The sequence below is a fragment of the Kitasatospora sp. NBC_01539 genome (assembly GCF_045040525.1).
Lineage (GTDB): Bacteria > Actinomycetota > Actinomycetes > Streptomycetales > Streptomycetaceae > Kitasatospora.
Genome location: NZ_CP109390.1, coordinates 7006440 through 7028878 on the forward strand (window position 1 = coordinate 7006440; position 22439 = coordinate 7028878).

The 22439-nt window shown below is 75.0% G+C and carries 23 protein-coding genes; 10 read left to right on the plus strand and 13 right to left on the minus strand.

Annotation, left to right across the window (positions count from 1 at the left end; genetic code table 11):
* Nucleotides 1–10: 10 nt before the first annotated feature.
* The 3 genes from OG335_RS30395 to OG335_RS30405 all read right to left on the minus strand — a co-directional run bounded on the left by OG335_RS30395 (nucleotide 11) and on the right by OG335_RS30405 (nucleotide 2457).
* On the minus strand, nucleotides 11–454 hold the full coding sequence (locus OG335_RS30395) for an RrF2 family transcriptional regulator (protein WP_405014333.1): 444 nt from the start codon (nucleotides 452–454) through the stop codon (nucleotides 11–13).
* A 76-nt stretch (nucleotides 455–530) separates the two neighbouring features.
* Nucleotides 531–1670: a 2-dehydropantoate 2-reductase gene (locus tag OG335_RS30400; protein WP_405014334.1), complete on the minus strand. Its 1140-nt coding sequence runs from the start codon at nucleotides 1668–1670 to the stop codon at nucleotides 531–533.
* A 187-nt stretch (nucleotides 1671–1857) separates the two neighbouring features.
* Complete coding sequence (locus OG335_RS30405) at nucleotides 1858–2457, minus strand: TetR/AcrR family transcriptional regulator (protein WP_405014335.1); 600 nt, start codon at nucleotides 2455–2457, stop codon at nucleotides 1858–1860.
* A 206-nt stretch (nucleotides 2458–2663) separates the two neighbouring features.
* On the opposite strand from OG335_RS30405, the gene OG335_RS30410 reads away from it, so the two are divergent.
* Together OG335_RS30410 and OG335_RS30415 are read left to right on the plus strand one after the other, a co-directional pair.
* Nucleotides 2664–4082, plus strand: a complete 1419-nt coding sequence (locus OG335_RS30410; RefSeq protein ID WP_405014336.1) for an aldehyde dehydrogenase family protein — start codon at nucleotides 2664–2666, stop codon at nucleotides 4080–4082.
* A gap of 135 nt (nucleotides 4083–4217) precedes the next feature.
* Nucleotides 4218–5303: a Zn-dependent alcohol dehydrogenase gene (locus OG335_RS30415; RefSeq protein ID WP_405014337.1), complete on the plus strand. Its 1086-nt coding sequence runs from the start codon at nucleotides 4218–4220 to the stop codon at nucleotides 5301–5303.
* A gap of 122 nt (nucleotides 5304–5425) precedes the next feature.
* Here OG335_RS30415 and efeU read toward each other — a convergent pair whose 3' ends face one another.
* The 3 genes from efeU to efeO form a co-directional block, all read right to left on the minus strand.
* Nucleotides 5426–6286 (minus strand): iron uptake transporter permease EfeU, encoded by an 861-nt coding sequence (gene efeU, locus OG335_RS30420; protein ID WP_405014338.1) that lies wholly within the window; start codon nucleotides 6284–6286, stop codon nucleotides 5426–5428.
* A gap of 44 nt (nucleotides 6287–6330) precedes the next feature.
* Nucleotides 6331–7635, minus strand: a complete 1305-nt coding sequence (gene efeB / locus OG335_RS30425; protein ID WP_405014339.1) for an iron uptake transporter deferrochelatase/peroxidase subunit — start codon at nucleotides 7633–7635, stop codon at nucleotides 6331–6333.
* A gap of 83 nt (nucleotides 7636–7718) precedes the next feature.
* The gene (gene efeO / locus OG335_RS30430; RefSeq protein WP_405014340.1) at nucleotides 7719–8861 is read right to left on the minus strand and encodes an iron uptake system protein EfeO; all 1143 of its coding nucleotides are present in this window, start codon (nucleotides 8859–8861) and stop codon (nucleotides 7719–7721) included.
* A gap of 311 nt (nucleotides 8862–9172) precedes the next feature.
* On the opposite strand from efeO, the gene OG335_RS30435 reads away from it, so the two are divergent.
* Nucleotides 9173–9814: a class I SAM-dependent methyltransferase gene (locus OG335_RS30435; protein WP_405014341.1), complete on the plus strand. Its 642-nt coding sequence runs from the start codon at nucleotides 9173–9175 to the stop codon at nucleotides 9812–9814.
* Nucleotides 9815–9878: 64 nt separating this feature from the next.
* Here the strand turns inward: OG335_RS30435 and OG335_RS30440 are convergent, their stop codons facing one another.
* On the minus strand, nucleotides 9879–10928 hold the full coding sequence (locus OG335_RS30440) for a GntR family transcriptional regulator (protein ID WP_405014342.1): 1050 nt from the start codon (nucleotides 10926–10928) through the stop codon (nucleotides 9879–9881).
* A gap of 265 nt (nucleotides 10929–11193) precedes the next feature.
* Between OG335_RS30440 and OG335_RS30445 the strand changes: the two genes are divergently transcribed.
* From OG335_RS30445 to OG335_RS30455, 3 genes are all read left to right on the plus strand, one after another.
* A complete protein-coding gene (locus OG335_RS30445) occupies nucleotides 11194–12300 on the plus strand; it encodes a substrate-binding domain-containing protein (protein ID WP_405014343.1) in 1107 nt (368 codons plus the stop codon).
* Nucleotides 12301–12341: 41 nt separating this feature from the next.
* On the plus strand, nucleotides 12342–13121 hold the full coding sequence (locus OG335_RS30450; protein ID WP_405014344.1) for an ATP-binding cassette domain-containing protein: 780 nt from the start codon (nucleotides 12342–12344) through the stop codon (nucleotides 13119–13121).
* Between the two features lie 65 nt (nucleotides 13122–13186).
* Complete coding sequence (locus tag OG335_RS30455; protein WP_405015578.1) at nucleotides 13187–14455, plus strand: sugar ABC transporter permease; 1269 nt, start codon at nucleotides 13187–13189, stop codon at nucleotides 14453–14455.
* A gap of 89 nt (nucleotides 14456–14544) precedes the next feature.
* On the opposite strand, the gene OG335_RS30460 is transcribed toward OG335_RS30455, so the two are convergent.
* Together OG335_RS30460 and OG335_RS30465 are read right to left on the minus strand one after the other, a co-directional pair.
* Nucleotides 14545–15072: a GNAT family N-acetyltransferase gene (locus OG335_RS30460; protein WP_405014345.1), complete on the minus strand. Its 528-nt coding sequence runs from the start codon at nucleotides 15070–15072 to the stop codon at nucleotides 14545–14547.
* 26 nt (nucleotides 15073–15098) lie between these two features.
* The gene (locus tag OG335_RS30465) at nucleotides 15099–15662 is read right to left on the minus strand and encodes a helix-turn-helix domain-containing protein (protein WP_405014346.1); all 564 of its coding nucleotides are present in this window, start codon (nucleotides 15660–15662) and stop codon (nucleotides 15099–15101) included.
* A 104-nt stretch (nucleotides 15663–15766) separates the two neighbouring features.
* Here OG335_RS30465 and OG335_RS30470 point away from each other — a divergent pair, with 104 nt between their 5' ends.
* Both OG335_RS30470 and OG335_RS30475 read left to right on the plus strand, forming a co-directional pair.
* On the plus strand, nucleotides 15767–16126 hold the full coding sequence (locus tag OG335_RS30470; RefSeq protein ID WP_405014347.1) for an STAS domain-containing protein: 360 nt from the start codon (nucleotides 15767–15769) through the stop codon (nucleotides 16124–16126).
* Between the two features lie 59 nt (nucleotides 16127–16185).
* Nucleotides 16186–16659 carry a universal stress protein gene (locus OG335_RS30475; protein ID WP_405015579.1) on the plus strand — a complete coding sequence of 158 codons (474 nt, stop codon included), beginning with the start codon at nucleotides 16186–16188 and terminating at the stop codon, nucleotides 16657–16659.
* A gap of 144 nt (nucleotides 16660–16803) precedes the next feature.
* On the opposite strand, the gene OG335_RS30480 is transcribed toward OG335_RS30475, so the two are convergent.
* Nucleotides 16804–17172 carry a MauE/DoxX family redox-associated membrane protein gene (locus tag OG335_RS30480; RefSeq protein WP_405014348.1) on the minus strand — a complete coding sequence of 123 codons (369 nt, stop codon included), beginning with the start codon at nucleotides 17170–17172 and terminating at the stop codon, nucleotides 16804–16806.
* Between the two features lie 113 nt (nucleotides 17173–17285).
* Here OG335_RS30480 and OG335_RS30485 point away from each other — a divergent pair, with 113 nt between their 5' ends.
* On the plus strand, nucleotides 17286–17789 hold the full coding sequence (locus tag OG335_RS30485; protein ID WP_405014349.1) for a metallophosphoesterase family protein: 504 nt from the start codon (nucleotides 17286–17288) through the stop codon (nucleotides 17787–17789).
* A 67-nt stretch (nucleotides 17790–17856) separates the two neighbouring features.
* Here the strand turns inward: OG335_RS30485 and OG335_RS30490 are convergent, their stop codons facing one another.
* From OG335_RS30490 to OG335_RS30500, 3 genes are all read right to left on the minus strand, one after another.
* Nucleotides 17857–18651 (minus strand): metal-dependent hydrolase, encoded by a 795-nt coding sequence (locus OG335_RS30490; RefSeq protein WP_405014350.1) that lies wholly within the window; start codon nucleotides 18649–18651, stop codon nucleotides 17857–17859.
* 254 nt (nucleotides 18652–18905) lie between these two features.
* On the minus strand, nucleotides 18906–19733 hold the full coding sequence (locus OG335_RS30495; protein ID WP_405014351.1) for a HEAT repeat domain-containing protein: 828 nt from the start codon (nucleotides 19731–19733) through the stop codon (nucleotides 18906–18908).
* A gap of 126 nt (nucleotides 19734–19859) precedes the next feature.
* Entirely contained in the window at nucleotides 19860–21047 is a 1188-nt protein-coding gene (locus tag OG335_RS30500) for a DUF5685 family protein (protein ID WP_405014352.1), read from the minus strand.
* A gap of 309 nt (nucleotides 21048–21356) precedes the next feature.
* On the opposite strand from OG335_RS30500, the gene OG335_RS30505 reads away from it, so the two are divergent.
* Nucleotides 21357–22370 carry a zinc-dependent alcohol dehydrogenase gene (locus OG335_RS30505; RefSeq protein WP_405014353.1) on the plus strand — a complete coding sequence of 338 codons (1014 nt, stop codon included), beginning with the start codon at nucleotides 21357–21359 and terminating at the stop codon, nucleotides 22368–22370.
* The last annotated feature ends 69 nt before the right edge of the window (nucleotides 22371–22439 follow it).

Consider the following 22439-nt stretch of genomic DNA (forward strand, 5'->3'; position numbering starts at 1 on the left):
CCCGGAGTGCTCAGTGCGGCGGGCGGGCCGACAGCCCGAGCAGCACCGGGCCGGTCGGCGACGCCACCAGGTCCTCGACCGACAGCGGGTCGAGCACCGCGTAGAACGCCTCCTGTGCCTGCCGCAGCACACCGCGCAGCCGACAGGCCGCCCGCAGCGGACACGGCGGATCGTCCTCGCAGCCCACCACGTCGCCCACGCCCTCCAGTTCGCGCAGCAGGGCGCCGAGCGAACCGGTGCGCCCGGCGAGCGTGAGCGCCAGGCCGCCGCTGCGCCCCCGCCGGGCCTCCACGACGCCGAGGCGCTGCAATCGGCTGACCACCTTCGCCGCGTGCGTGAACGGCACGTCCACGGCCGCCGCGACCTCGCGGGTGGTCGGGTTGGACGCCTCGTCCAGCACGGCCAGCCGCATGGCGATGCGCAGGGCGATGTCGGTGCTCTTGGTCAGCCTCACGTCGGCGAGCCTATCGAATGCGCATCCTGGACTCGTATTCGGGGGGTCCGGTTCCTGTCGGACGGTTCGCGTCGGATCAGCGCGCGACGCCGCGCGCGCGGCGGGGATCGTCGGACAGGCCCCGGCGGCGGTGCGCCGCCGTGGCGGCCGTCAGCTCGGCCAGCAGCTCCGCGCCGCCCAGGGCGGGCAGCCGCTCCGGGCCCGCGGCCTCCGCGGCGCGCACCAGCTCGATCAGGCGGGCGTTGGCGGGCGCGGCCAGGCCGTGCCGCGCCGCCATGGCGACGACCTCGCCCTGCAGGCTGTCGATCTCGGTACGCCGCCCGCGCCGCAGGTCTTCCCAGGTCGACGACCTGGCCTCGGCGTCGACCCGCAGCGTCGCCGCGGCCAGCCGCCGGAAGACGCCGTCGGGCAGCGCCAGCAGGCGGGGCAGGAGTGCCGTCGGCAGCGCGCCGAGCCGGGCCGGCCGCACCCCGTCGGCGCGCATGGCGGCGAGCGCCTCGCGCTGGCAGAGCGCCAGGCAGCGCCGGTAGGCGCGGTGGCCGAGCTCCTCGCGCAGGGGCAGCCCGGAGAGCGCGTTGACGGCGTTGTTGAGGTTCATCAGCAGCTTGCCGTGCTGCACCTCGCGCATGTCGGCGCGCTGTTCGAGGGCGAGGCCCGCGGCCCGGGCCGCGGCCGCGAGCGGGGCGCCGGCCGGCTGGTCGTCCGTCATCAGCGTCCCGCCGGAGCCCTGGTGGAAGACGCCGGGCCCGGTCTGCAGCACGTTGTAGGGCACCATGCCGGCGATCACCGGGCGGTCGCCGACCGCGGCGCGGATCGCGGCGGGGTTGTGCAGGCCGTTCTGGAAGCTGACCACGGCGGTCCGCGGCCCGAGCCGGTCGGCGACGGACGCGGCGGCCTCCGCGGTGGCGGCCGACTTGACCGTCACCAGCACGAGGTCGGCGCCCTCGACGGCGTCGGGCGCGGTCGCCAGGTGCAGCCGGTCGGCCGGCACGGTGAGGGTCGCCCGGCCGCCGCCGGTGAGGGTCAGGCCGTGGGTGCGCAGCTCGTCCATCGCGGCCGGGCGGCCGATCAGGGTGACGTCGGCGACGGACGCCAGCAGCCCGCCGAGGTGGCAGCCGATGCTGCCCGCGCCGAGCACGGCGACGCGCAGGCGGGTGTCCGGCCGGTGGCCGGCGGGGCGGCCGGCGGGGTGGGCGTCGTCGGTCGGGTCGGACATCGCACGGCCTTCCTGGGGGTGGGTGGCAGCACCCTAGCGCCCGGTCGCGGCGGGCCGGCACCGGGCGTCCGGTGCGAGCGACGGCACCGGGTCCGACTCCAAGTCCGACTCCGGGTCCGGGTCCGGCTTCGGGGTCGGCGCGGGACGTGCCGGGGCGGTGCCGGGGTGGGCGCGGCCGGTCGGGATGTCAGGCGACCGGGGGCAGCGGTCCGACCAGGGCCGTCGCGGCCTGCGCGATCCGGGTGCGGGTGCCGGGGCCGTCGAGGTACCCGCCGACCATCGCGCCGTCGCGCAGCAGGAGGAGCGTGCCGGCGCCGGCCGCCGGGTCCGGGTGGCCGCAGGCGGTGAGCAGGCCGGTGAGGGCGTCGAGGAACCAGCGGCGGTGCGCGGCGACCAGGAGCCGTACGGGGTGTGCGGGGTCCGGGTACTCGGCGGCGGCGTTGATGAAGGGGCAGCCGCGGAAGCCCGGCCCGCACACCTCGGCGGAAAGGGCCTCGACCAGCACGGCGAGGGTGCCGCGCGGGTCGGGTGCGGCGGCGGCCGCTTCGGCGAGCCGCTCGCGGACCATGCGGTCGCGGGTGTCGAGGTAGGCGAGGACGAGGGCGTCCTTGCCGGGGAAGTGGCGGTAGAAGGTGGCCTTGGTGACGCCGGCGGCGGCGATCAGCCGGTCGACCCCGACGGCCTGGACGCCCTCGGAGTAGAAGAGTTCGGAGGCCGTCGTGAGGAGTCGCTCGCGGGCCGCCGACCGTGGGGGAGCGGGATCGGTGCGGGCTGTTCGAGCGTCCATGCGACCACACCCTACCGCCGGGGGTGCGGGGCGGACCGCCGCCCGGGCGGCGGCCGGGTGCGGCGGGGGGAAGGTGCGGGGCCGGGCTGGGTGTGGTGTTGGTCGCACCCTGCGGGCGGTCCTGTCGGGTCTCTTGCGCCGGCCGCCCCCGCGCCACTTAACTATCACTGCTAGTTAAAGTCGGGGCGGACAGCGAGGAGCATCGGGTGCAGCACTACGCGGACCACTACATCGGCGGCACATGGCGGCCGGCCACCGGCCCGGACACCATCGAGGTGATCGACCCGGCGACCGAACAGCCGCTGGCCGCCGTCCCCGCGGGCACCCGCGCCGACGTGGACGCCGCCGTCGCCGCGGCCCGGGCCGCCGCCCCCGGCTGGGCCGCCACCACCCGCGAGGAACGGCTCGCCGCTCTCACCCGGCTCCGCGACGGGCTGGTCGCGCACCGCGCCGAGATCGCCACCACCGTCACCGCCGAGCTCGGCACCCCGATCGGCTTCGCCGACGCCGTCCAGGCGGGCACCCCCATCGCCGTCGCCACGGCCTACCTCGACGTGCTGGCCTCGTACGCCTTCGAGGAGAAGGTCGGCAACTCCACGGTCTACAGCGAGCCCGCGGGCGTCGTCGCCGCGGTCACACCGTGGAACTACCCGCTGCACCTGATCGTCGCCAAGGTCGTCCCGGCGCTCGCCGCGGGCTGCACCGTGGTGCTGAAGCCGTCCGAGGAGACGCCCCTGGTGGCCCGGCTCTTCGCCCGGATCGTCGACGGCGCGGACCTCCCGCCCGGGGTGTTCAACATGGTCACCGGCCTCGGCACGGTGGTCGGCGCCGCACTCGCCGACCACCCCGGCATCGACCTGGTCTCCTTCACCGGGTCGACCGCCGTCGGCCGCGCCATCGGCGAGAGCGCCGGACGCGGCATCAAGCGGGTCGCCCTGGAACTCGGCGGCAAGTCGGCCAACGTGGTGCTGCCCGGCGCCGACCTCGCCCGCGCGGTCAACGTCAACATCGCCAACGTCTTCGCCAACACCGGCCAGACCTGCACCGCGTGGACCCGCCTCCTCGTCCACCGCGACCAGTACGAGGAGGCCCTCGCGATCGCCGCCTCCGCCGCGGCCAAGTACACCCCCGGCGACCCGGCCGACCCGGCCACCCGCCTGGGCCCGCTGGTCAGCGCCCGCCAGCGCGAGCGCGTCCGCGGCTACATCACCGGCGCCGTCGAGGGCGGTGCCCGGCTGGTCGCCGGCGGCCCCGAGCAGCCCGAGGGCCTGGAGCGCGGCTACTACGTCCGCCCCACCGTGCTGGCCGACGTCGACCCGGACTCCGCCGCCGCCCAGGAGGAGATCTTCGGGCCGGTGCTCGTGGTGCTCCCCTACCGCGACGAGGCCCACGCCCTGGAGATCGCCAACGGCACCGAGTACGGCCTCGCGGGGGCCGTCTGGGCCGCCGACGACGAGACCGCCGCCGCCTTCGCACGCCGCATGGACACCGGCCAGGTCGACATCAACGGCGGCCGCTTCAACCCGCTCGCGCCGTTCGGCGGCTACAAGAACTCCGGCGTGGGCCGCGAGCTCGGCCGGTACGGCCTGGAGGAGTTCCTGCAGACCAAGTCCCTCCAGTTCTGACCGCTCCGACCGCTCCGGCCGGGTCCGATTCCGACCGCTCCGGGCCCGGCCGGGCCGCCTCCCTCCCCAAGACCCTCCCGACGACCCTCCCCAAGACCTCTCCCGAAGACCACCGAGACCACCGAGGTGACCGCCATGGTCCGTGCCGTCGTCCTGCGCTCCGCCGGGGCCCCGCTCGAAATCGTCGACATCGACCTCCCCGAGCCCGGCCCCGGCCAGGTACGGGTCCGGCTGACCGCCGCCGGCGTCTGCCACTCCGACCTCTCCATGACCCGCGGCATGCTGCGGGCCGCCGTGCCGCTGGTGCTCGGCCACGAGGGCGCCGGCACCGTCGCGTCGGTCGGCGAGGGCGTCACCGGCGTCCGGCCGGGCGATGCCGTGGTGCTCAACTGGGCACCCGCCTGCCGCTCCTGCGCCTGCTGCGCGGCCGACGAGCCGTGGCTGTGCGAGAACGCCGCCGCAGCCTCCACCGGGCTGTACGCCGCCCTGCCCGACGGCACCGGCCTGCACCCCGGGCTCGGCGTCGGGGCGTTCGCCGAGGAGACCGTCGTCGACCAGCGCGCCGTCCTGCCGCTGCCCGCCGGGGTGCCGCTGGACTCCGCCGCCCTGCTCGGCTGCGCGGTGCTCACCGGATACGGCGCCGTGCACAACGCGGCCCGGGTGCGGGCGGGGGAGTCCGTCGTGGTCTACGGCCTCGGCGGCATCGGCCTGACGGTCCTGCAGTCCGCCCGGATCGCCGGTGCCGTCAGGGTGATCGCCGTCGACGTCTCCCCGGAGAAGGAGGAGCTGGCGCGCCTGCACGGCGCGACCGACTTCCTGCTCGCCGACGACAGCACGCCGAAGGCCGTCCGGGAGATCACCGGCGGCCGCGGCGCCGACCACGCCTTCGAGTGCGTCGGCCGCGGTGACGCCATCCGTTCCGCCTGGTCCGCGACCCGGCGCGGTGGCCGGGCGACGGTGGTCGGCATCGGCGGCAAGCAGGACATGGTCTCCTTCTCCGCGCTGGAGCTCTTCCACTACGCCCGCACGCTGACCGCCTGCGTGTACGGCAACTGCGACCCGGTCGAGTCGGTACCGGAGATCGCCGGCCACATCCGGTCCGGCCGCCTCGACCTCGACGCGCTCGTCACCGACCGGATCGGCCTGGAGGACATCCCGGAAGCGTTCGAGCGGATGGCCGCCGGCCGCGGCGGCCGCTCGCTGGTCCTCCTCGACCGCTAGCCCGGGACATGCCGACGGGCCTGCACCCCTGAGGGAGTGCAGGCCCGTCGGGCCGGGCTCAGGTGGGGGTGCAGGCCCGTCGGGCCGGGCTCAGGTGGGGGTGCAGGCCCGTCGGGCCGGGCTCAGGCGGAGGGCTTCCCCGCGGCGGGGGAGGTCTGCGCGGGGGCGGCGGGCTTCGGTGCGGAGCCGCCCGGCTGCCACAGGAACAGCGCCAGCGTCGGCACGAGGTACGCGGCCCAGGCGACCACCTGAAGCCAGCTCGGGTCGGGCTGGAAGTTGAAGACGCCCTTGAGCAGGGTGCCGTACCAGCTGTCCTTCGGGACGGCACCGGAGATGTCGAAGGGCTGGGCGTGCAGGCCGGGGATCCAGCCGGCCTCCTGCAGGTCGTGCACGCCGTACGCGAGGACGCCGGCGGCGACGACGACGAGCATCGCGCCCGTCCAGGTGAAGAACTTCGCGAGGTTGATCCTCAGCGCGCCGCGGTAGAACAGCCAGCCGAGCAGGACGGCGGTGAGCAGGCCGAGTGCGGCGCCGACGAGCGGCCGGACGCCGTCGCTGGTGGCCTGCACGGCCGTCCAGATGAACAGCGCGGTCTCCAGGCCCTCGCGGCCCACGGCGAGGAACGCGGTGAGGACGAGGGCGAAGGTGCCCATCGCCAGTGCCGCGTCGAGCTTGCCGTGCAGCTCGGCCTTCAGGTGCCGCGCGGTGCGCCGCATCCAGAAGACCATCCAGGTGACCAGGCCGACGGCGATGATCGACAGCGAGCCGCCGAGCGCCTCCTGCGCCTCGAAGCTCAGCTGGGTCGACCCGTACTGCAGCACCGCGCCGAACGCCATGCTCAGCACGACGGCCGCCGCGATGCCCGCCCACACCGGGGCGAGGCGGTCGCGCCGCCCGGTCTTGACGAGGTAGGCGATCAGGATGCAGACGACGAGGCTGGCTTCGAGGCCTTCGCGCAGTCCGATCAGGTAGTTGCCGAACACAGGGGCTCCCGGGGGTGGAGGTGGTACGAGGGCAGGGTCGGGGCTCAGCCGAAGAGGGCCTGGCCCCACCACTCGCCGGGCTTGCGGATGCCGGGCGGGCACGCGAAGTGCCCGGAGCCGACGTGCACGATGTACTCGTTGAGCGCGTCGTTCGCGGCCAGCCGCGCCTGCAGCGGCACGAACGCCTTGCGGGTGTCGCGCTGGTACGCGAGGAAGAACAGGCCGGCGTCGAGGCGGCCCAGGCCGTCCGTGCCGTCGGTGAAGGAGAAGCCCCGGCGCAGGATCATCAGCCCGTCGTTGCTGTCCGGGTGCGCGAGGCGGACGTGGGCGTCCTTCTTCATCGCGGACAGGTCCGGGGTGTCCCGCTCCTTCTGCTTGCCGACCGGGGCGCCCTCGCCCTTGCTGCGGCCGAACACGTCCTCCTGCTCCTGCAGCGCGGTGCGGTCCCACGTCTCGATCGTCATGCGGATCCGGCGGGAGACGAGGTACGAGCCGCCGGTCATCCACTCGGGGCCCTCGCCGGCGGCGGCCCACACGTGCGCGGCGAGTGCCGCGTCGTCGGTGCCGGCGATGTTGTGGGTGCCGTCCTTGAAGCCCATGAGGTTGCGCGGGGTCTGCGCCTCGGGGGTGGTCGAGGAGGTCTTGCCGAAGCCGAGCTGCGACCAGCGGACGTTCACCACGCCCATGCCGATCCGGGCGAGGTTGCGGATGGCGTGCACGGCGACCTGCGGGTCGTCCGCGCAGGCCTGCACGCAGATGTCGCCGCCGGTGCGGCCGGGCTCCAGCCGGTCGCCGGGGAACTTCGGCAGGTCGACGAGGGCCTCGGGCCGCCGCGCCCTGAGGCCGAAGCGGTCGACGCCGTCCTTCTCGAAGAGGGTCGGGCCGAAGCCGATCGTCAGGGTGAGGCGGGAGGCGGGCAGGTCGAGCGCCTCGCCGGTGTCGTCCGGCGGCGCCTCGGGGATGCCGCCCGTGGCGCCAGTGCCGACCTCGCGGCCGCCGGTCATCGCGGCGGCGGCCTTCGTCCACTCCTTCAGCATCTTCACCAGGGCCGCGCGGTCCGTGGTGGTGACGTCGAAGGCGGCGAAGTGCAGGCGGTCCTGGACGGGCGTGGCGATGCCCGCCTGGTGGTCGCCGTAGAACGGGATGTCGACGGTGGAGTCGATGCCCGGCGCGGCGGGGCCGGCCTCGTGCATCGTGGCGGCGGCGACCGAGCCGGCCGCTGCGGCGCCGAGCGCCAGGCCCGCTCCGGCCCAGCCGATCACGGCCCGGCGGCTGGGGGCGGCCGCCTCGACGGCGGTGTCCCGGGGGGTGGTGTCCTGGGCGGTCGGCTCGGGCGTTTCGGCGTCCACGGGCGTGTCCTTCGTCCTGACTCTGCGGGTGCCGTGGCGGCCGGGTGGGCCGCCACGGCGGGGCGCGGGTGCGGGGTGCCGGGTTACTTGGCGACGACCGCGGCGGCCAGCTTCGACAGCGGCTCGCCCAGGGCGTTGACCGCGGTCGCGAAGACCTTGCGCTCCGGCTCGCCGACCTTGTCGTACGAGGTGTAGACGTCGCCCTGCTTGTACTTCGCGAGCAGGGTCCTGATCGCGGCGAACTCGGTGTCCAGGGTGGCGGCCAGCGCGGCGTCCTTCTCGGCGACGACGGGCTTCAGCAGCTCGTAGGCCTTCTCGGCGCCCTCGACGTTGCCCGCGAAGTCCGACAGGTCGGTGTGCGAGTAGCGGTCCTCCTCGCCGGTGACCTTGCCGGTGGCGACCTCGTCGAGGAGTTCCTTGGCGCCGTTGGCCATGGAGGTCGGGGTGATCTCCGCGGTCGGGACGCGCTTCTGCCAGTCCTTCAGGTCGGTGACCAGCTGGTCGGCGAGGGTCTTCTCCTCGTCGCCGATCCGGTTGTCGGCGAAGAGGGACTTCTCCAGGCGGTGCCAGCCCGTCCAGGTCTGGCCGGGCTCCAGGCCGTCCTCGCGGACGTCGGTCTTCGGGTCGATGTCGCCGAAGCTCTCGGCGATCGGCTCGGTGCGCTCCCAGCCCACGCGGGACGGTGCGAACAGCGACCTGGCCTTCTCCGTGTCGCCGGCCCTGATCGCGGCGGCGAACTGCTCGACGACCGGGATCGTGGCGTCGGCCTGCTCCTGCGCGTAGGTGCGGTAGGCGGTGACCGCGGCCTCCAGGCGGGCGTCGGCCTTGGGGGCGGCGGCGTCGCCGGCGCCGGTGACGGTGATCTTCTGGCGGATGCCGTCGCCGGTCATGCCGGGCTTGCAGGCGACCTCGTACGCGCCGGCCTTGATCTCGGCGTGGATGGTGACCCTGGTGCCGGGGCCGATGTTCTCACGCTCGGTGACGATCTTGTCGCCGGCGGCGTAGACGTAGACCTCGGTGCTCTTGGAGCCCTTGTTGTGCACGGCGAACTCGACGGCGCCGGCCGGGAAGGTCGTCTTCGAGAGCGCGCAGGCGTCGTCCGAGGCGTCGACCCGGACCGCGTCGGCCGAGGCGGCCTCGTCCTTCGTGGAGCAACCGGCCAGCGCGGCCCCGGCGACGGCGAGGATCAGGAGGGTCGCGGCGGTCGAACGGCGGCGGGCAGACATGGCGCACTCCGAGTGAGCGGGGACGGGCTTCCAGCACGCAGACAGTAGGGCAAGAAAGCCTAACCTAACAACCTTTCGGACCGTCAGACGGGGGACCGGAACCCTCCCGTGACCAGGGTGCTTCCCCCGCCCGCGGGGAGTGCCGCGGAGCCCCGCACGCCCGGTGGCGGAACGATCGTTCGTCTGCCCTCCGTGCCGGTGGACGGGCGTCCCGCCGCCACCCGTCGGCGCCGCCGGCCCCGGCCGGGGTTACCAAGGTCATACCGCGGTCGCGCGTACGCTCGGAGACTCCGACGCCCGGGAGGCCACCGATGGACAGTCAGGCATGGGACGACCGCTACCGCGCGGAGGATCCGGTCTGGGGCGCCGCCCCCAACCGCTGGGTGGTCCGCGAGTGCGAGGATCTGGCTCCGGGCCGCGCCCTGGACCTCGCCGCGGGGGAGGGTCGCAACAGCATCTGGCTGGTCGGCCGCGGCTGGCAGGCCGTCGCCGTCGACTTCTCCCAGGTCGCCCTGGAGCGCGGCCGCGCCCTCGCCTCCGGCCTGTCCGCGGACACCGCCGACCGGATCGCCTGGGTCGAGGCGGACGTCCTCACCCACCCGCCGGTCCGGGACGGCTTCGACCTCGTGCTCGTCGTCTACCTCCACCTGCCCGCCGCCGACCGGCGCACCCTGCTGCGCCTGGCCGCGGCCTCGCTGGCGCCGCGCGGCACGCTGCTCGTCGTCGGCCACGACACCTCCAACCTCACGGAGGGCGTCGGCGGCCCGCAGGACGCCCGGGTGCTCTTCACCCCGGAGGACGTGCTCGCCGACCTCGACGGCCTCGGCCTGGAGACCGTCCGTGCCGAGCGGGTGCGCCGCGCCGTTCCCGCCCCCGACGGGCACGGCACGGCGGGCGAGGCGGTCGACGCCCTCGTCCGGCTGCACCGCCCGGCGGCGGGCGGCCTGTTCTGACGCCGGTGCCCGGTGTCCGGGGCGTGGTGCCCGGCGTGCGGCGTGCGGTGCCCGGTGCCCGGCGTCAGTGCGGCGGCCGGGCGCCGCGCGGCGACGACTCCAGGGCGAGCAGGCCGCCCGCGCGGTAGCGGTCGCGCCAGGCGGCGACCAGCTCCGCGGAGTGCCCGAGCCGTCGTGCCGCCTCCGTGGCGGAGGCTCGTTCGCAGGCCAGCACGATCCGGGCGCGCAGGGCGAGCCCGCGGTCCGGCGCGTTGGGCGAGGCCCACGACTGCAGCACCGCGCGGTCGGGTTCGCCGATCCGGTACGCCCCGGCGGTCGGGCGCGGCGGCCGTTCGCCGGCCAGGATCGCCTGGCTGTCGGCGTACCGGAGTTCGACGTCCTCGTCGCTGATCCGGAAGACCGTGCCGACGAGGGGCCGCCCGTGCTGGTCGGCGACGGTGCGCCGGACCTCCAGCCGGGCGGGCGGGGTGCGGGTGCCGGCCGCCCGGGCGAGGTGGACGGTGTCGGCGGCCCGCAGCCGCAGTCCGGCCATGGCGGCCCACACGTAGAGGTCGCCGAGCCGGGCGCCGGCGTCCTCCTCCTCGCGGCTCTCGTCGAGGGCGAAGGCGGCCCGTCCGAGCTGGGGCAGCAGCATCACCAGCGCGGGGGCGAACCAGCAGGCGGCGTCCTGCAGGGGCCGCCCGTCGGGGTCCTGCAGCCGGTGCTCGTAGGTCAGGGCCGCTCGCCCGACCGGGAGTTCCAGGGCGGCCGCGGCCCAGGGCTCCGGCGACCGGCGCAGCAGCCGGCCGCGGCCGTCGACCGCCCGGGCGGTGCCGAGCAGCGAGCCGGGGAACCCGTGCGCGGGCGCCCGGCTCAGCGAGGGCCGCACGGTGCGCCCGTCGCGCTCCGCCAGCACGTACGTGCCGAGGCGGTCGCCGGCCACGCAGCCCTGGGCCCTCAGGTGCTGCAGGGCGGAGCGCACCGTCTGGCGGTTCACCCCGTAGGCGGCGGCGAGCTGGCGTTCGGAGGGCAGGTTCCGCCCGGCGGGCAGTCTCCCCGCCCTGATGCCCTCGCCGAGATCGTTCGCGATGTCCAGGTACGCCGCCGGGCGGCGCGTCGTCCGTTGTCCAGGCATGCCGAGCAGACCCCCACTGGCCCGTACCGTAGCGCTACCTCATGACCGTGCACCGTCAGCATAGGGCATTGGTCTGGACCACTGGTCGACGCCCGGTGAATCTCCGGTGCAGGTCCGCCGAGGGCGGGCCGCCCGACCCGCGGCCCGCGGCGGGTACGGCCGAACGGGCGATCTTGCGGGGCACATTGGCCCAGCCGGTGTCGCGGCACCGGTGGAACGCTCGCAGACTCGGAGCCGGGGGTGAGATCGAGTGAGAGGCTGTCCAGTGAAGCTCGTTGTCCGTCAGCTCGTCATCGCCGCCACGGCGGCCTCCGTCGGTCTCGGCATGGCCGCCTGCGGAAGTGCCAAGGAGTCGACCGGTTCCACGTCGTCCGGGTCCGCCGCAGCCGGCGGCACCGTGAAGGTCGGTCTGCTGCTCCCCGAGTCCAAGACCACCCGCTACGAGCAGTTCGACAAGCCGCTGCTCGAGTCGAACATCAAGAAGCTCGTGCCCAACGCGCAGATCGACTACTACAACGCCAACCAGGACGCGACGCTCCAGCAGACCCAGGTGGACACCGCCCTCACCAAGGGCAACACCATCCTCGTCCTCGACGCGGTCGACTCCAAGTCCATCCAGGCCTCCGTGCAGAAGGCCCACGACGCCGGCGCCAAGGTCATCGCCTACGACCGCCTGGCCCAGGGTCCGGTCGACGCCTACGTCTCGTTCGACAACTACAAGGTCGGGCAGCTCCAGGGCGAGGCCCTCGTGTCGGCGGTCGGCGACAACGCGAGCAAGGGCTCGATCATCATGATCAACGGCTCGCCGACCGACCCCAACGCCGGCCAGTTCAAGGCCGGCGCGCACAGCGCGATCGACGGCAAGCTGAAGATCGGCAAGGAGTACGACACCCCCAACTGGGACCCGGTGACCGCCAACCAGGAGACCGCCGCCGGCATCACCGCGATCGGCGCACCCAACCTGGTCGGCGTCTACTCCGCCAACGACGGCATGGCCGCCGGTGCCGCGACCGCCCTCAAGGCCGCCAACGTCAGCGTCCCGCTGACCGGCCAGGACGCCCAGCTCGACGGTGTCCAGCGCATCCTCGTCGGCACCCAGACCATGTCGATCTACAAGCCGTACGGCCCCGAGGCCGAGGCCACCGCGAAGATCGTCGCGGCGTTCGCCAACGGCACCTCGCTCACGCCGACCGACGTCCCGACCACCGCCACCAGCGGCAGCGGCCAGAAGGTCCCGGCCAACCTCATCACGCCCATCGTGCTCACCAAGGACAACATCAACGACACCGTGGTCAAGGACGGCCTCTACACCGTCGCGCAGATCTGCACCGCCGACTACGCGGCCGCGTGCAAGGAGGCGGGCCTCCAGTAACCGCCCCCCGAACTGGTCGACCCAGAAGGAGTTGATGTTCCGTGGAAGGCCCACCCGTCCTGGCGTTGCGCGGGGTCTCCAAGCGGTTCGGTGCCGTGCAGGCACTGACCGACGTCGAACTGGAGGTGCGAGCCGGAGAGGTCGTCGCCCTCGTCGGTGACAACGGTGCCGGCAAGTCCACCCTGGTCAAGGCGATCGCGGGTGTCTACGTGCCCGACGACGGCGTCATCGAGTGGGAGGGCAAGTCGGCGAGCATCCACCGCCCGCAGGACGCCCAGCAGCTCGGCGTCGCCACCGTCTACCAGGACCTCGCGCTCTGCGACAACCTGGACGTGGTGGCCAACCTCTTCCTCGGCCGCGAGATCAAGAGGATGGCGATCCTCGACGAGGTCGCGATGGAGAAGCGCTCGCGCGAACTGCTCAGCACCCTCTCCATCCGCATCCCGAGCGTGCGGATCCCGATCGCGTCCCTCTCCGGCGGCCAGCGCCAGACGGTCGCGATCGCCCGCGCCCTGGTCGGCGACCCCAAGGTCGTCATCCTCGACGAACCCACCGCCGCCCTCGGCGTCGAGCAGACCGCCCAGGTGCTCGACCTCGTCGAGCGCCTGCGCGACCGCGGCCTCGGCGTCATCCTCATCAGCCACAACATGGCCGACGTCATGGCGGTCTCCGACAAGGTCGCGGTGCTGCGCCTCGGCCGCAACAACGGTGTCTTCGAGCGCGACGGCACCAGCCAGGAGGAGATCATCTCCGCCATCACCGGTGCCACGGACAACGCCGTGACCCGTCGCAGAGACCGTGGACAGGAGGGACAGCAGTGACCGACGACCCCACCGGCGGACCCGGCCGAGAAGGACACGAACGCGGTCCGCTGCCCGAGGACAGCATGCCCAAGGGCGGTGTCAACGCCCCCGTCGAGGTGGCGGCGGCCGCCACCCCGGTGGTCGACCCGCGCCTGATCGTCCGGCAGCAGGGCCTGGGCGGATACGTCCAGGAGTTCCGCCGCCGCATCAGCAGCGGCGACCTGGGATCGCTGCCCGTCATCGTCGCCCTGATCATCATCTGGGCGGTCTTCGGCAGCCTCAACTCCAGCTTCCTGTCGGCGCAGAACCTCTCCAACCTCTCGCAGCAGATCGTCGGCACGGGCATGATCGCCATCGGCGTGGTGTTCGTGCTGCTGCTCGGCGAGATCGACCTGTCCGTCGGCTCGGTCAGCGGCCTCTGTGCCGCGATCTTCGCCGTCATGAGCGTCACCAACGGCGTCAACCAGTGGGTGGCGCTGCTGTGCGCGCTCGCCGGCGGCGCCGTCGTCGGTCTGATCCAGGGGTTCTTCTTCGCGAAGGTCGGCGTGCCGGCCTTCGTCGTCACCCTGGCGGGCAACCTCGGCTGGAACGGCCTGATGCTGCAGATCCTCGGCAGCCAGGGCACGATCAACCTGCCCGGCACGGACATCGTCTCCAGGCTCTACTCCACCATCTACGGCCAGCAGGCCGCGGCCTACGGCGCGGCCCTGGCCGGCGTGCTGCTCTTCCTCGGCGCCTCGCTGTACGACGCGCGGCGGCGGCAGGCCGCGGGCGTGCCGTCCCGGCCGATGATGGACATCGGCGTGCGCACCGGGCTGATCGCGATCGTGGCGTTCCTCGCGGCGTACACCCTCAACCAGTACAAGGGTCTGCCGCTGGCGCTGCTGATCTTCCTGATCTTCATCATCGTGCTCGACTTCGTCCTCCGGCGCACCACCTACGGGCGGCAGATCTTCGCGCTCGGGGGCAACATCGAGGGCGCCCGGCGCGCCGGTATCAACGTGTCGTGGATCCGGATCTCGGTCTTCATGATCACGTCGACCATGGCGGCCGTCGGCGGTCTCTTCCTCGCCGCCCAGATCCAGTCGGCCAGTCAGACGTCCGGCGGCGGCAACCTGCTGATGAACGCCATCGCGGCGGCCGTCATCGGCGGCACCAGCCTCTTCGGCGGCCGCGGCAAGACGTGGTCGGCGCTGCTCGGCGCGCTGGTGATCGGCTCGATCCAGTCCGGCATGAACATCCAGGGCCTGAGCAACGCCCTCCAGTTCATGATCACCGGTGCGGTGCTGCTCGCGGCGGTCGTCATCGACTCGCTGTCGCGCCGCACCCAGCAGGCGGCCGGCCGGGCCTGACCTCCGGCCGTCGCCCTACGGCCCCTCCCGCGGCGTCCCGGCGGACGCGGCGGGAGGGGCCGTCCGCCGTGCCCGGCCCCGGCGGGTGGTCAGGGGCCGGTGGCGAGGTGCTTGAAGAAGAACGTGCTGCCGCGCAGGGTGCCGCCCGGGTCGGTCGCGTAGCCGGGCACCGTGCCCAGCGGCGTCCAGCCCGCGGAGCGGTACAGGTGCTCGGCTCCGCTGCCGGTCTCCGTGTCGAGGAGGAGCAGGGTGCGGCCGTGCGCGGCGGCCGCCCGCTCGGCCACCGCGAGCAGCGCGCGGCCCAGGCCCCGGCCCCGGGCCCCGCTGTGCACCAGCAGCTTCGAGACCTCGGCGCGGTGCGCACCGTTCGGCAACTGCTCCAGCGCCAGGCTGACCGTGCCCGTCGGACGGCCGGTCTCCCCGGCCGACCAGACGAGCAGCCGGCCCTCGGCGACGGCCGGGGCCCGGCCGCGCCACCAGGCGGTCGCGGCCTCGGGGGTCAGCCCGGCCGGGAAGCCGACGGAGGCGCCACCGCGGACGGCGTCCAGCAGCAGCCCGGCGAGGGCCGGGGCGGCCGCCTCCAGCCCTGATGCGGTGAGGCGTTCGGGTGCGGGCACGGGTCACGCTCCTTGCGGGGGTGTCGTCACGGCAGGATCAGGGCCAGGACGTACCGGGCCGGCTCCGGCCCGGGGCAGTGGAACGCCGACCGCCCCCAGAGGCGGAAGCGCAGGCAGTCGCCGGCGTCCAGACGGTGGGTGGTGTCCTGGACGGTCAGCTCCAGCCGCCCGGAGAGCAGCCACAGGTGCTGCTCCAGCCCGGCGACCGACGGGCCGTCGTAGGCGATCCGGGCGTCCGGCGGAAGGACGCCCTCCACGAGTTCGCCGCGCATCCCGGCGAGCGGCGGGGAGAGCGAACGGCGGACGAACCCGGAGTCCGGATCCGTCCACACCGGCTGCTCGCCGACGCGGACCGGGCCGCCGAGCCCCTCCTCCACCTCGGCCAGCAGGTGGGACATCGTCCGCCCGTACGCGCGGCAGAGCCGGCCCAGCACGGCGGCGGTCGGGCTGATCTCGGCGCGCTCCAGGCGGGACAGGGTGGAGCGGCTGACGTCGGCGCGCAGCGCGAGCTCGTCCAGCGACCAGCCCTGCCCGGTGCGGAGTTCGGCGAGGCGGGCCGCGAGGCGCAGGTCCGTCGAATCGGATCTCATATTCGGGATGCTATCCCGAATTCGGGATAGCTCCTCCCGCGGGGCCACGCCGGCCCGGCCGACCTATCGTGGAGGGGCGCGGGGCCGGGTGCGAGGAGTGCGAGATGGCAGGGGATGGCGGGCAGCTGACCGTGGTGGTGCAGCGGTCGGCGCACGGCGTGGTCGTCCGGCCGGAGGGCGAACTCGACCGCGACGGCGAGGGCCCCCTGCGCGGCGCCCTCGAACAGGCCGTCGCGACCGCGCCCGGCCTGCTGGTCGTCGACTGCAGCGCCCTGACCTTCTGCGACACCGCCGGGCTGGACCTGCTCCTGGGCGCCCGCTCGGTGATCGAGACGCTCGGCGGCTCGTTCGTGCTCGCCGCCGCCGGGCCGGCCGTCGCCGGGCTGCTCTCCCTCGCCGGCGTCGAGGAGGTGCTGCGCGTCTACGGAACCGTCGCCGAGGCGCTCGCGGCGGCGGACGGCTGACCGCCCCCCGCCCGGAGTCGCCGTCGCGGCGGGGATACCCTCGTGCCGTGAGCGAGGAGATGTCGGTCGGCCCGCTGCCCGCGTCCGGTGCGGGCTTCGAACGCGGCACCGACGGGCCCAGGGTGATCGTCGCGGGGGCGGACGGCTCAGAGGCGTCCTGGCGAGCCGTCGCGTACGCCGCCGGCCTCGCCCAGCGGCAGAACGCCCTGCTGGCCGTCGTCTTCGTGCAGCCCGTCCTCGGCGCCGCGGCCGCCTTCGGCCTCCCCGTCGCCGAGGCCACCAGGGCCGTCGCCGACGAACTGCTCGCCGAGATCCACGCCGGGGCCGAGCGGCTCCGCGGGATCCACCGGGTGCGCTGGCAGTTCGTCACCTTCCCCGGCGACCCGTACACCGGGCTGGTGCGGGCGGCCGACGAGCTCAAGGCCGACGCCGTCGTGGTCGGCGCCTCCGAGCAGGCCGGGCACCGGATCATCGGGTCGGTCGCCATCCGGCTGGTCAAGGCCGGCCGGTGGCCGGTCACCGTCGTGCCCTGAGCCCTGAGCCCTGAACCCTGTATTTTGAAGCCTGGGCTCTGGGCTCTGGGCTCTGGGCCCTGGGCCGAGCTGCTGCCTGCCGGAACCGCGTGCCCGGGCCGGTCGGCCGCTGTCGGCCATGGTCGACCGCGGTGGGGCGGTGGTTCAGGCGGTGCGCCGCACCCGCAGCGCCCACAGCACCAGCGGCACCTGGAGCGGCAGCCGGGCGACCGCGGCCGTGCGCCACGGCTCGGGGCGGTTGCGCCAGTCGTACGCCATCTTCACGTTCGCCGGGAACACCGCCGTGAACAGGCCCGCCGCCGCGAGTGCGCCGACCGCCCGCGTCCGCGGGGCCAGCACGGCCGCGCCGACCGCGAGCTCCGCGACCCCGCTCGCGTACGTCCAGGAGCGGCGCGAGCCCGGCAGCGAACGCGGCACGATCGCGTCGAACGTCCGGGGGGCGGCGAAGTGCGCCGCGCCGGCGGCTACGAGCAGGCCGCCGAGGAGACGGGCGGACAGGGGGCGGCCGGGCATCACTGCACCTCCGGGGCGGACGGACTCGGTTACCCGACAGTAGCGTCCGGAGCGGCGCCGGCGGAAGGGCGAGCCGCCGCCCGGTGCGGCGCGCCGGACGGCAGACTGCGGACGTGCACCTCGTCCTCGTCTCCGACACCCACGTGCCCGACCGCGCCCGCGGGCTGCCCGACGGCCTGCTCGCCGCCGTCGACACCGCCGACCTCGTGGTGCACGCCGGCGACTGGACCGACACCGCCACCCTCGACCTCCTGGAGGCCCGGGCCCGCCGCCTGCTGGCCGTCCACGGCAACAACGACGGACCGGACCTCCGCGCCCGGCTCCCCGTGACCGCCCGCGCCGACCTCGACGGGCTGCGCCTCGGCGTCGTCCACGAGACCGGGCCCGCCCGCGGCCGCGAACAGCGCTGCGCCGACCGCTACCCGGACCTCGACGTGCTCGTCTTCGGCCACAGCCACATCCCGTGGGACACCACCGCCCCCGGCGGCCTGCGGCTGCTCAACCCCGGCTCGCCCACCGACCGGCGCCGCCGGCCGCACCGCACCTACATGACCGTGCGGATCACCGGGGGACGGCTCGCCGAGGTCACCCTCCACCCGCTGCCGCCCAGGACCTGACACCGCGTCGGCGGGGACGTCCGGGGCAGCGGCGGGTGGCCGTCGGGTCGGCCGGAGTCAGCCGGAGTCAGCCGATGAAGCCGAGTGCCGCCACCGCGCCGAGCGCGCCCAGCCCCATGAAGACCGGCATCAGGACCTTGATCTCCACCCAGCTGCCGGCGCGGAACCGCATCATCTTCGGCGGGCCCAGCGGGTACCAGCGCCGGCGCCCGATCGGGATCGGCCACAGCACCGGGCAGCCCGACACCGTCAGTGCGTCGCCCAGGCAGTGCACCAGGGAGCCGAGCGCCACCGGCAGGCCGATCCACAGGTACTCCTGGCCCGGCTGGTCGAACAGCCAGTTCGAGCCGTTGCCCGCCTTGTCGAGCACGCTCGCCAGCGTCCACGCGCTCGTCGCACCCAGCAGCCACACCAGGATGTCGCTCGACATCCGGGCCTGGCGCCACAGCAGGCCCTCGACGGCCAGCACCATGTGGATGAACAGCACCACCAGCACACCCCAGCGCCCGCCGTACGCGGAGAAGCCGGCCGCCACCGCGCCCGACAGCGCCGCCCACAACCAGGTGTGCGTCAGCGTGCGGTGACCGCCGTTGCGCCGCGGGTCGCCCTTGCCGCGCGTCGCCTTGTACGTCGCCGCACCGAGCTTGTCGATCACCTCGCACAGGGCACGCGACAGCGGGCCGAAAGCCCGCGACACCGTCGCCGCCTTGTGGTCGAGGTCGGGGGCCAGCGCCGCGCCCGCGCATATCAGGGCACCCGCGAGCAGCACCGGCCACGGCATCGGCCGGTCCAGGGTGTACGCGGCCGCCCCAGCGGCCAGCCAGGCCGTCGCGCCCGAGAGCGCGTGTGCCGGTCCCATCATGGTGCTTCCCACCCCATCGCCGCAGTTCGGACGCATCCTGCGCCCGGTCGGGGCGCAGCATAGCCGAGGAGGTCAAGCCGGTGGAGAGGGCCCCCTGACAGCCGTTCAGCACCCGTCGGCACGGCCTCACCTCCCCGGGGTCACCCCACCGGCGCGCGGGCCGGCCCGTCGAGCACCGGCGTCACCGCGCCGCGCGCCGGGTGGCTGCCGGGTGGGTTCCAGGAGCGGCGCGAGGGGCGGCGCGAGGGGCGGCGTCAGCCCGTGCGGCCGGTCCTCCGGCGGAGCTCCGCCCGCTCCTCGCGCCAGTACGCGGCAGCCTCCCGGACGTCCGGCGCGGGGTCGGCCGCCAGGACGTCGGTCAGTTCGGCGGCGCCCGGCGTGGACCAGCGGCCCACCGCCCAGGCGAGGGCCTCCCGGACCGCGGGGTCGGGATGGCCGGCCAGCGGCGCGACGGCGTCCACCGGTCCGCGTCGGCGCCTCGCGAACCAGCGAAGCACCTCGCGGAGTTCGGCCGGGTCGCCGTGCGTGCCCGCGGCGGCGAGCCGTCCGAGCAGGACCCGCGGCGGGGGCGGCGGCCCGTCCAGCTCGTGCGGGCGGCGCTCGCGCAGCCGGCGCGAGCCGTACTCGCCGCGGACCCGGCAGCCGTCGCAGGTGCACGGCACCCGGCCGTGCGCGTTCGGCATGTACCGCCAGCCGGCGACCTGCGGCACCGCGCGGACGCGGTGCACCTCGCGGGCGGTCACCGCCCGCGGCACGAAGACCTCCCAGCCGCGCGGGTCGTCCATCGCCGCGAGGATCCGGACGGCCTCGGCGGCGGTCACCTCGCGCGGCTGCCGGCCGTAGTGGCCGACGGTCACCGGCTCCGTGTCGGGCAGCCGGATCTGCACGGCGACCATGCCGCCGCGGGTGCCATGCCGGGCGAGCTCGCGCAGCCACTGGTGGGTCAGCGTCCAGGAGCGCAGGACGGGGAAGCAGAACACGCCGTCGCGGGAGTCCGCCCGGCCGCGGCTCTCCGCGCGGATGCCGGCCCGCCGGATCCGCGGTGCGGACGCCGCCTGGGTGAGGTGCACGAAGGTCGCCATGGGCGGCGATCCTAGCCGTGCCGCGGGTCGGCGCCCGGCGGCCTTCCCGCCGTCCGCCCGGCGCCCCCGGTCACCGGCCCCGGCCCCGGGCGGGTGCCGGGTGGATGCCGGGGCCGGGGCCGGACGTCAGCAACTGCAGTCGCACGCGCAGCAGTCGCAGCCGTCGCAGCAGCCGTCACCGCAGCAGTTGCAGCCCTCGCCGCAGCAGTCGCACCCGTCGCAGCAGTCGCTGCACTCGCAGTTGCGCTGGCAGAAGCCCTCCCGGCGCTGCCGCGAGAACGGGTCGTCGTGGTCGCAGCAGAGCAGTTGGCACGTGCAGGCCATCGCCGCCCACACCGCGCAGCCGACCAGCGGCGAACGGCGCTGCGGCGGCGGGGGAGTGGGCGGTTCGTCGGTCAACGGCCCGCCCGGGTGCGGGCCGTGGGCGCCGGACGGGCCGGACGCGACCGCGCAGCCCGCGCCGTGCCCGAACACCCGGTCGACCGCGAGCCCGGTCTCGTGGGCCAGCAGCCGGTGCACCAGCGCGCGGTCGGTGAACTCGACGTCCTTCAGGGCCAGTCGGATGCCGTGCACCGCGTCCCGGCAGAGGCGCTCCGCCTCGGCCCGCGACGTACCGGTCGCGGTCAGCGGGTTCCACAACCCGGCTGCCGCGTCGGCCTGCTGGTCCTCCGCGGCGTCCACCAGGTGCGCGAGCCGGCCGAAGAGGCGGCCCGCCTCGGCGAGCGGCCCGGCGTGGGAGGGCCGCCCCGCGAGGACGGCGGTGTGCGCGAACGCCGCGGCCGTGGCCGTCTCCGTGGGCTCGGTCACCAGCAGGACGGACGACCCCGCCACCGCCGAACGCTCCAACCCGTCCTGCCGGGACGCCGCGTCGAGCAGCACGGCGGTGTCGAAGCCGAGGCCCGCGCCGCCGCCCGCGCTCTGCCGGTCCCACCGGCGGGCCACCGCCCGTGCGCCCGCGGCGACCGGCCGGCGGGCGAACACCCCGTCCGCGTCGAGCACGTGGTCGCGCATCTTCACCGACGCCAGCGCCAGCGACACCGCCGCGGCCAGCCGCGCTCCCTCGCCCCTGGCCACCTCCGCCGTCCGCATCCCGCGCAGCGGGCACGGCCCGGCCGTCCGCCGCCCGCCCGCCGACCGGGGGCTCTGCGCCTCGACGAGGACGGAGATCACCAGGCCGTCGTAGTTGGTCGCCGACCGGGCGAGCTGCCCGTGGTCGTCACGCAGGGCCAGGCACAGGCCGCACAGGTGGGCCGTCCAGGCGGTGCGCAGCCCTTCGGACAGGCTGTGCCGACAGGGTCTGATGATTCCGAACACGCTTCCCCCTCGATCCCCCGCCCGGCCGGTCGGCCGGGATTGAACGCGCGTCATCCTAGGCAGTGGGACCGGGTCGCCGGTACCCCGGCCTGCGGGTTCCCCGCATGCGGTGCGCCGCCGTCCGGGTTAGCGTGGGTCGGCCGGTCGACCGCCGTACGCGCCGGGCCCTGCCGCGGCGGACGCGCCCGCGTCGCACCCGGCCGGCACCCCGGCGGCGCCCGTGCCCCGCTCCTCACCCGCCTCCCCCGGAGCCGACCCCGCGGCCGCCCGCCGCCGTCCCTCGTCGCCCCCGACCGGAAGGACGTCCCCATGAAGGCCGCCGTCGTGCGTGACTTCACCGCGCCGCTCACCATCGAGGACCGTCCCCTTCCCGAGCCCGCGCCGCACCAGGTGCGCGTGCGCATCGAGGCCTCCGGGCTGTGCCACACCGACATCCACGCGGCGCGCGGCGACTGGCCGGTCAGGCCGTCCCCGCCGTTCGTCCCCGGCCACGAGGGCGTGGGTGTCGTCGAGGAGGCCGGTGCGCTGGTGCGGCACGTACGCGTCGGCGAACGCGTCGCCGTCCCCTGGCTCGCCGACGCCTGCGGCCGCTGCGACCACTGCGTCTCGGGCTGGGAGACCCTCTGCACGGAGCAGCACAACTCCGGCTACTCGGTGGACGGCGCGTACGCGGAGTACGCGCTCGCGCACGGCGACTACGTGGTGCCGGTGCCGGACGGCATCGACCCGCTCGACGCCGCCCCGCTCTCCTGCGCGGGGGTCACCACCTACAAGGCCGTGCGGGTCGGCGGGGCACGGCCGGGCAGCCGCGTGCTGGTCTCCGGCATCGGCGGCCTCGGGCACCTCGCCCTGCAGTACGCCCGCCTCGCGGGTGCCGAGACCGTCGCCGTCGACGTCACCGACGAGAAGCTCGCCCTCGCCCGCGAGCTCGGCGCCGACCACGTCGTCGACGCCCGCGGCACGGACGTCGCCGCGGAGGTGCAGCGCCTCGGCGGAGTGGACTCCGCGATCGCGCTGGCGGTCAGCAACGAGTCCTTCCGGGCGGCGTACGGCGCGCTGCGCCGCGGCGGCACGCTGGTGCTGGTCGCGCTGCCGGCGGGCGGCACGCTGGAGCTCCCGGTCTTCGAGACCGTCCTGAACGGCACCCGGGTGGTGGGGTCGATCGTCGGCACCCGGCAGGACCTCGCGGAGGTGTTCCGCCTGCACGCGCTGGGCCGGACCCGCGTGATGCGGGAGTCGCGGCGGCTGGAGGAGGTCAACACCTGCTTCGCGGAGGTGCTCGCCGGCACGGTGGCGGCGAGGCTCGTCTTCGACCTGCGGTGAGGGCTGCGGCGGGGGCTGCGGTGGGGGCTGCGGTGGTCCTGCGGTGTGGTCGGCCCGCGGTGGGGTCGG

Bases quoted from the DNA above. Each gene is read 5' to 3' on its own strand.
- OG335_RS30480 (WP_405014348.1), bottom strand. From the start codon at position 17,172: ATGCCCGGCCGCCCCCTGTCCGCCCGTCTCCTCGGCGGCCTGCTCGTA.
- OG335_RS30490 (WP_405014350.1), bottom strand. From the start codon at position 18,651: ATGATGGGACCGGCACACGCGCTCTCGGGCGCGACGGCCTGGCTGGCC.
- OG335_RS30505 (WP_405014353.1), top strand. From the start codon at position 21,357: ATGAAGGCCGCCGTCGTGCGTGACTTCACCGCGCCGCTCACCATCGAG.
- OG335_RS30415 (WP_405014337.1), top strand. From the start codon at position 4,218: ATGGTCCGTGCCGTCGTCCTGCGCTCCGCCGGGGCCCCGCTCGAAATC.
- OG335_RS30440 (WP_405014342.1), bottom strand. From the start codon at position 10,928: ATGCCTGGACAACGGACGACGCGCCGCCCGGCGGCGTACCTGGACATC.
- OG335_RS30400 (WP_405014334.1), bottom strand. From the start codon at position 1,670: ATGTCCGACCCGACCGACGACGCCCACCCCGCCGGCCGCCCCGCCGGC.
- OG335_RS30435 (WP_405014341.1), top strand. From the start codon at position 9,173: ATGGACAGTCAGGCATGGGACGACCGCTACCGCGCGGAGGATCCGGTC.
- OG335_RS30455 (WP_405015578.1), top strand. From the start codon at position 13,187: ATGCCCAAGGGCGGTGTCAACGCCCCCGTCGAGGTGGCGGCGGCCGCC.
- OG335_RS30470 (WP_405014347.1), top strand. From the start codon at position 15,767: ATGGCAGGGGATGGCGGGCAGCTGACCGTGGTGGTGCAGCGGTCGGCG.
- OG335_RS30405 (WP_405014335.1), bottom strand. From the start codon at position 2,457: ATGGACGCTCGAACAGCCCGCACCGATCCCGCTCCCCCACGGTCGGCG.
- efeO (WP_405014340.1), bottom strand. From the start codon at position 8,861: ATGTCTGCCCGCCGCCGTTCGACCGCCGCGACCCTCCTGATCCTCGCC.
- OG335_RS30475 (WP_405015579.1), top strand. From the start codon at position 16,186: ATGTCGGTCGGCCCGCTGCCCGCGTCCGGTGCGGGCTTCGAACGCGGC.
- OG335_RS30495 (WP_405014351.1), bottom strand. From the start codon at position 19,733: ATGGCGACCTTCGTGCACCTCACCCAGGCGGCGTCCGCACCGCGGATC.
- OG335_RS30465 (WP_405014346.1), bottom strand. From the start codon at position 15,662: ATGAGATCCGATTCGACGGACCTGCGCCTCGCGGCCCGCCTCGCCGAA.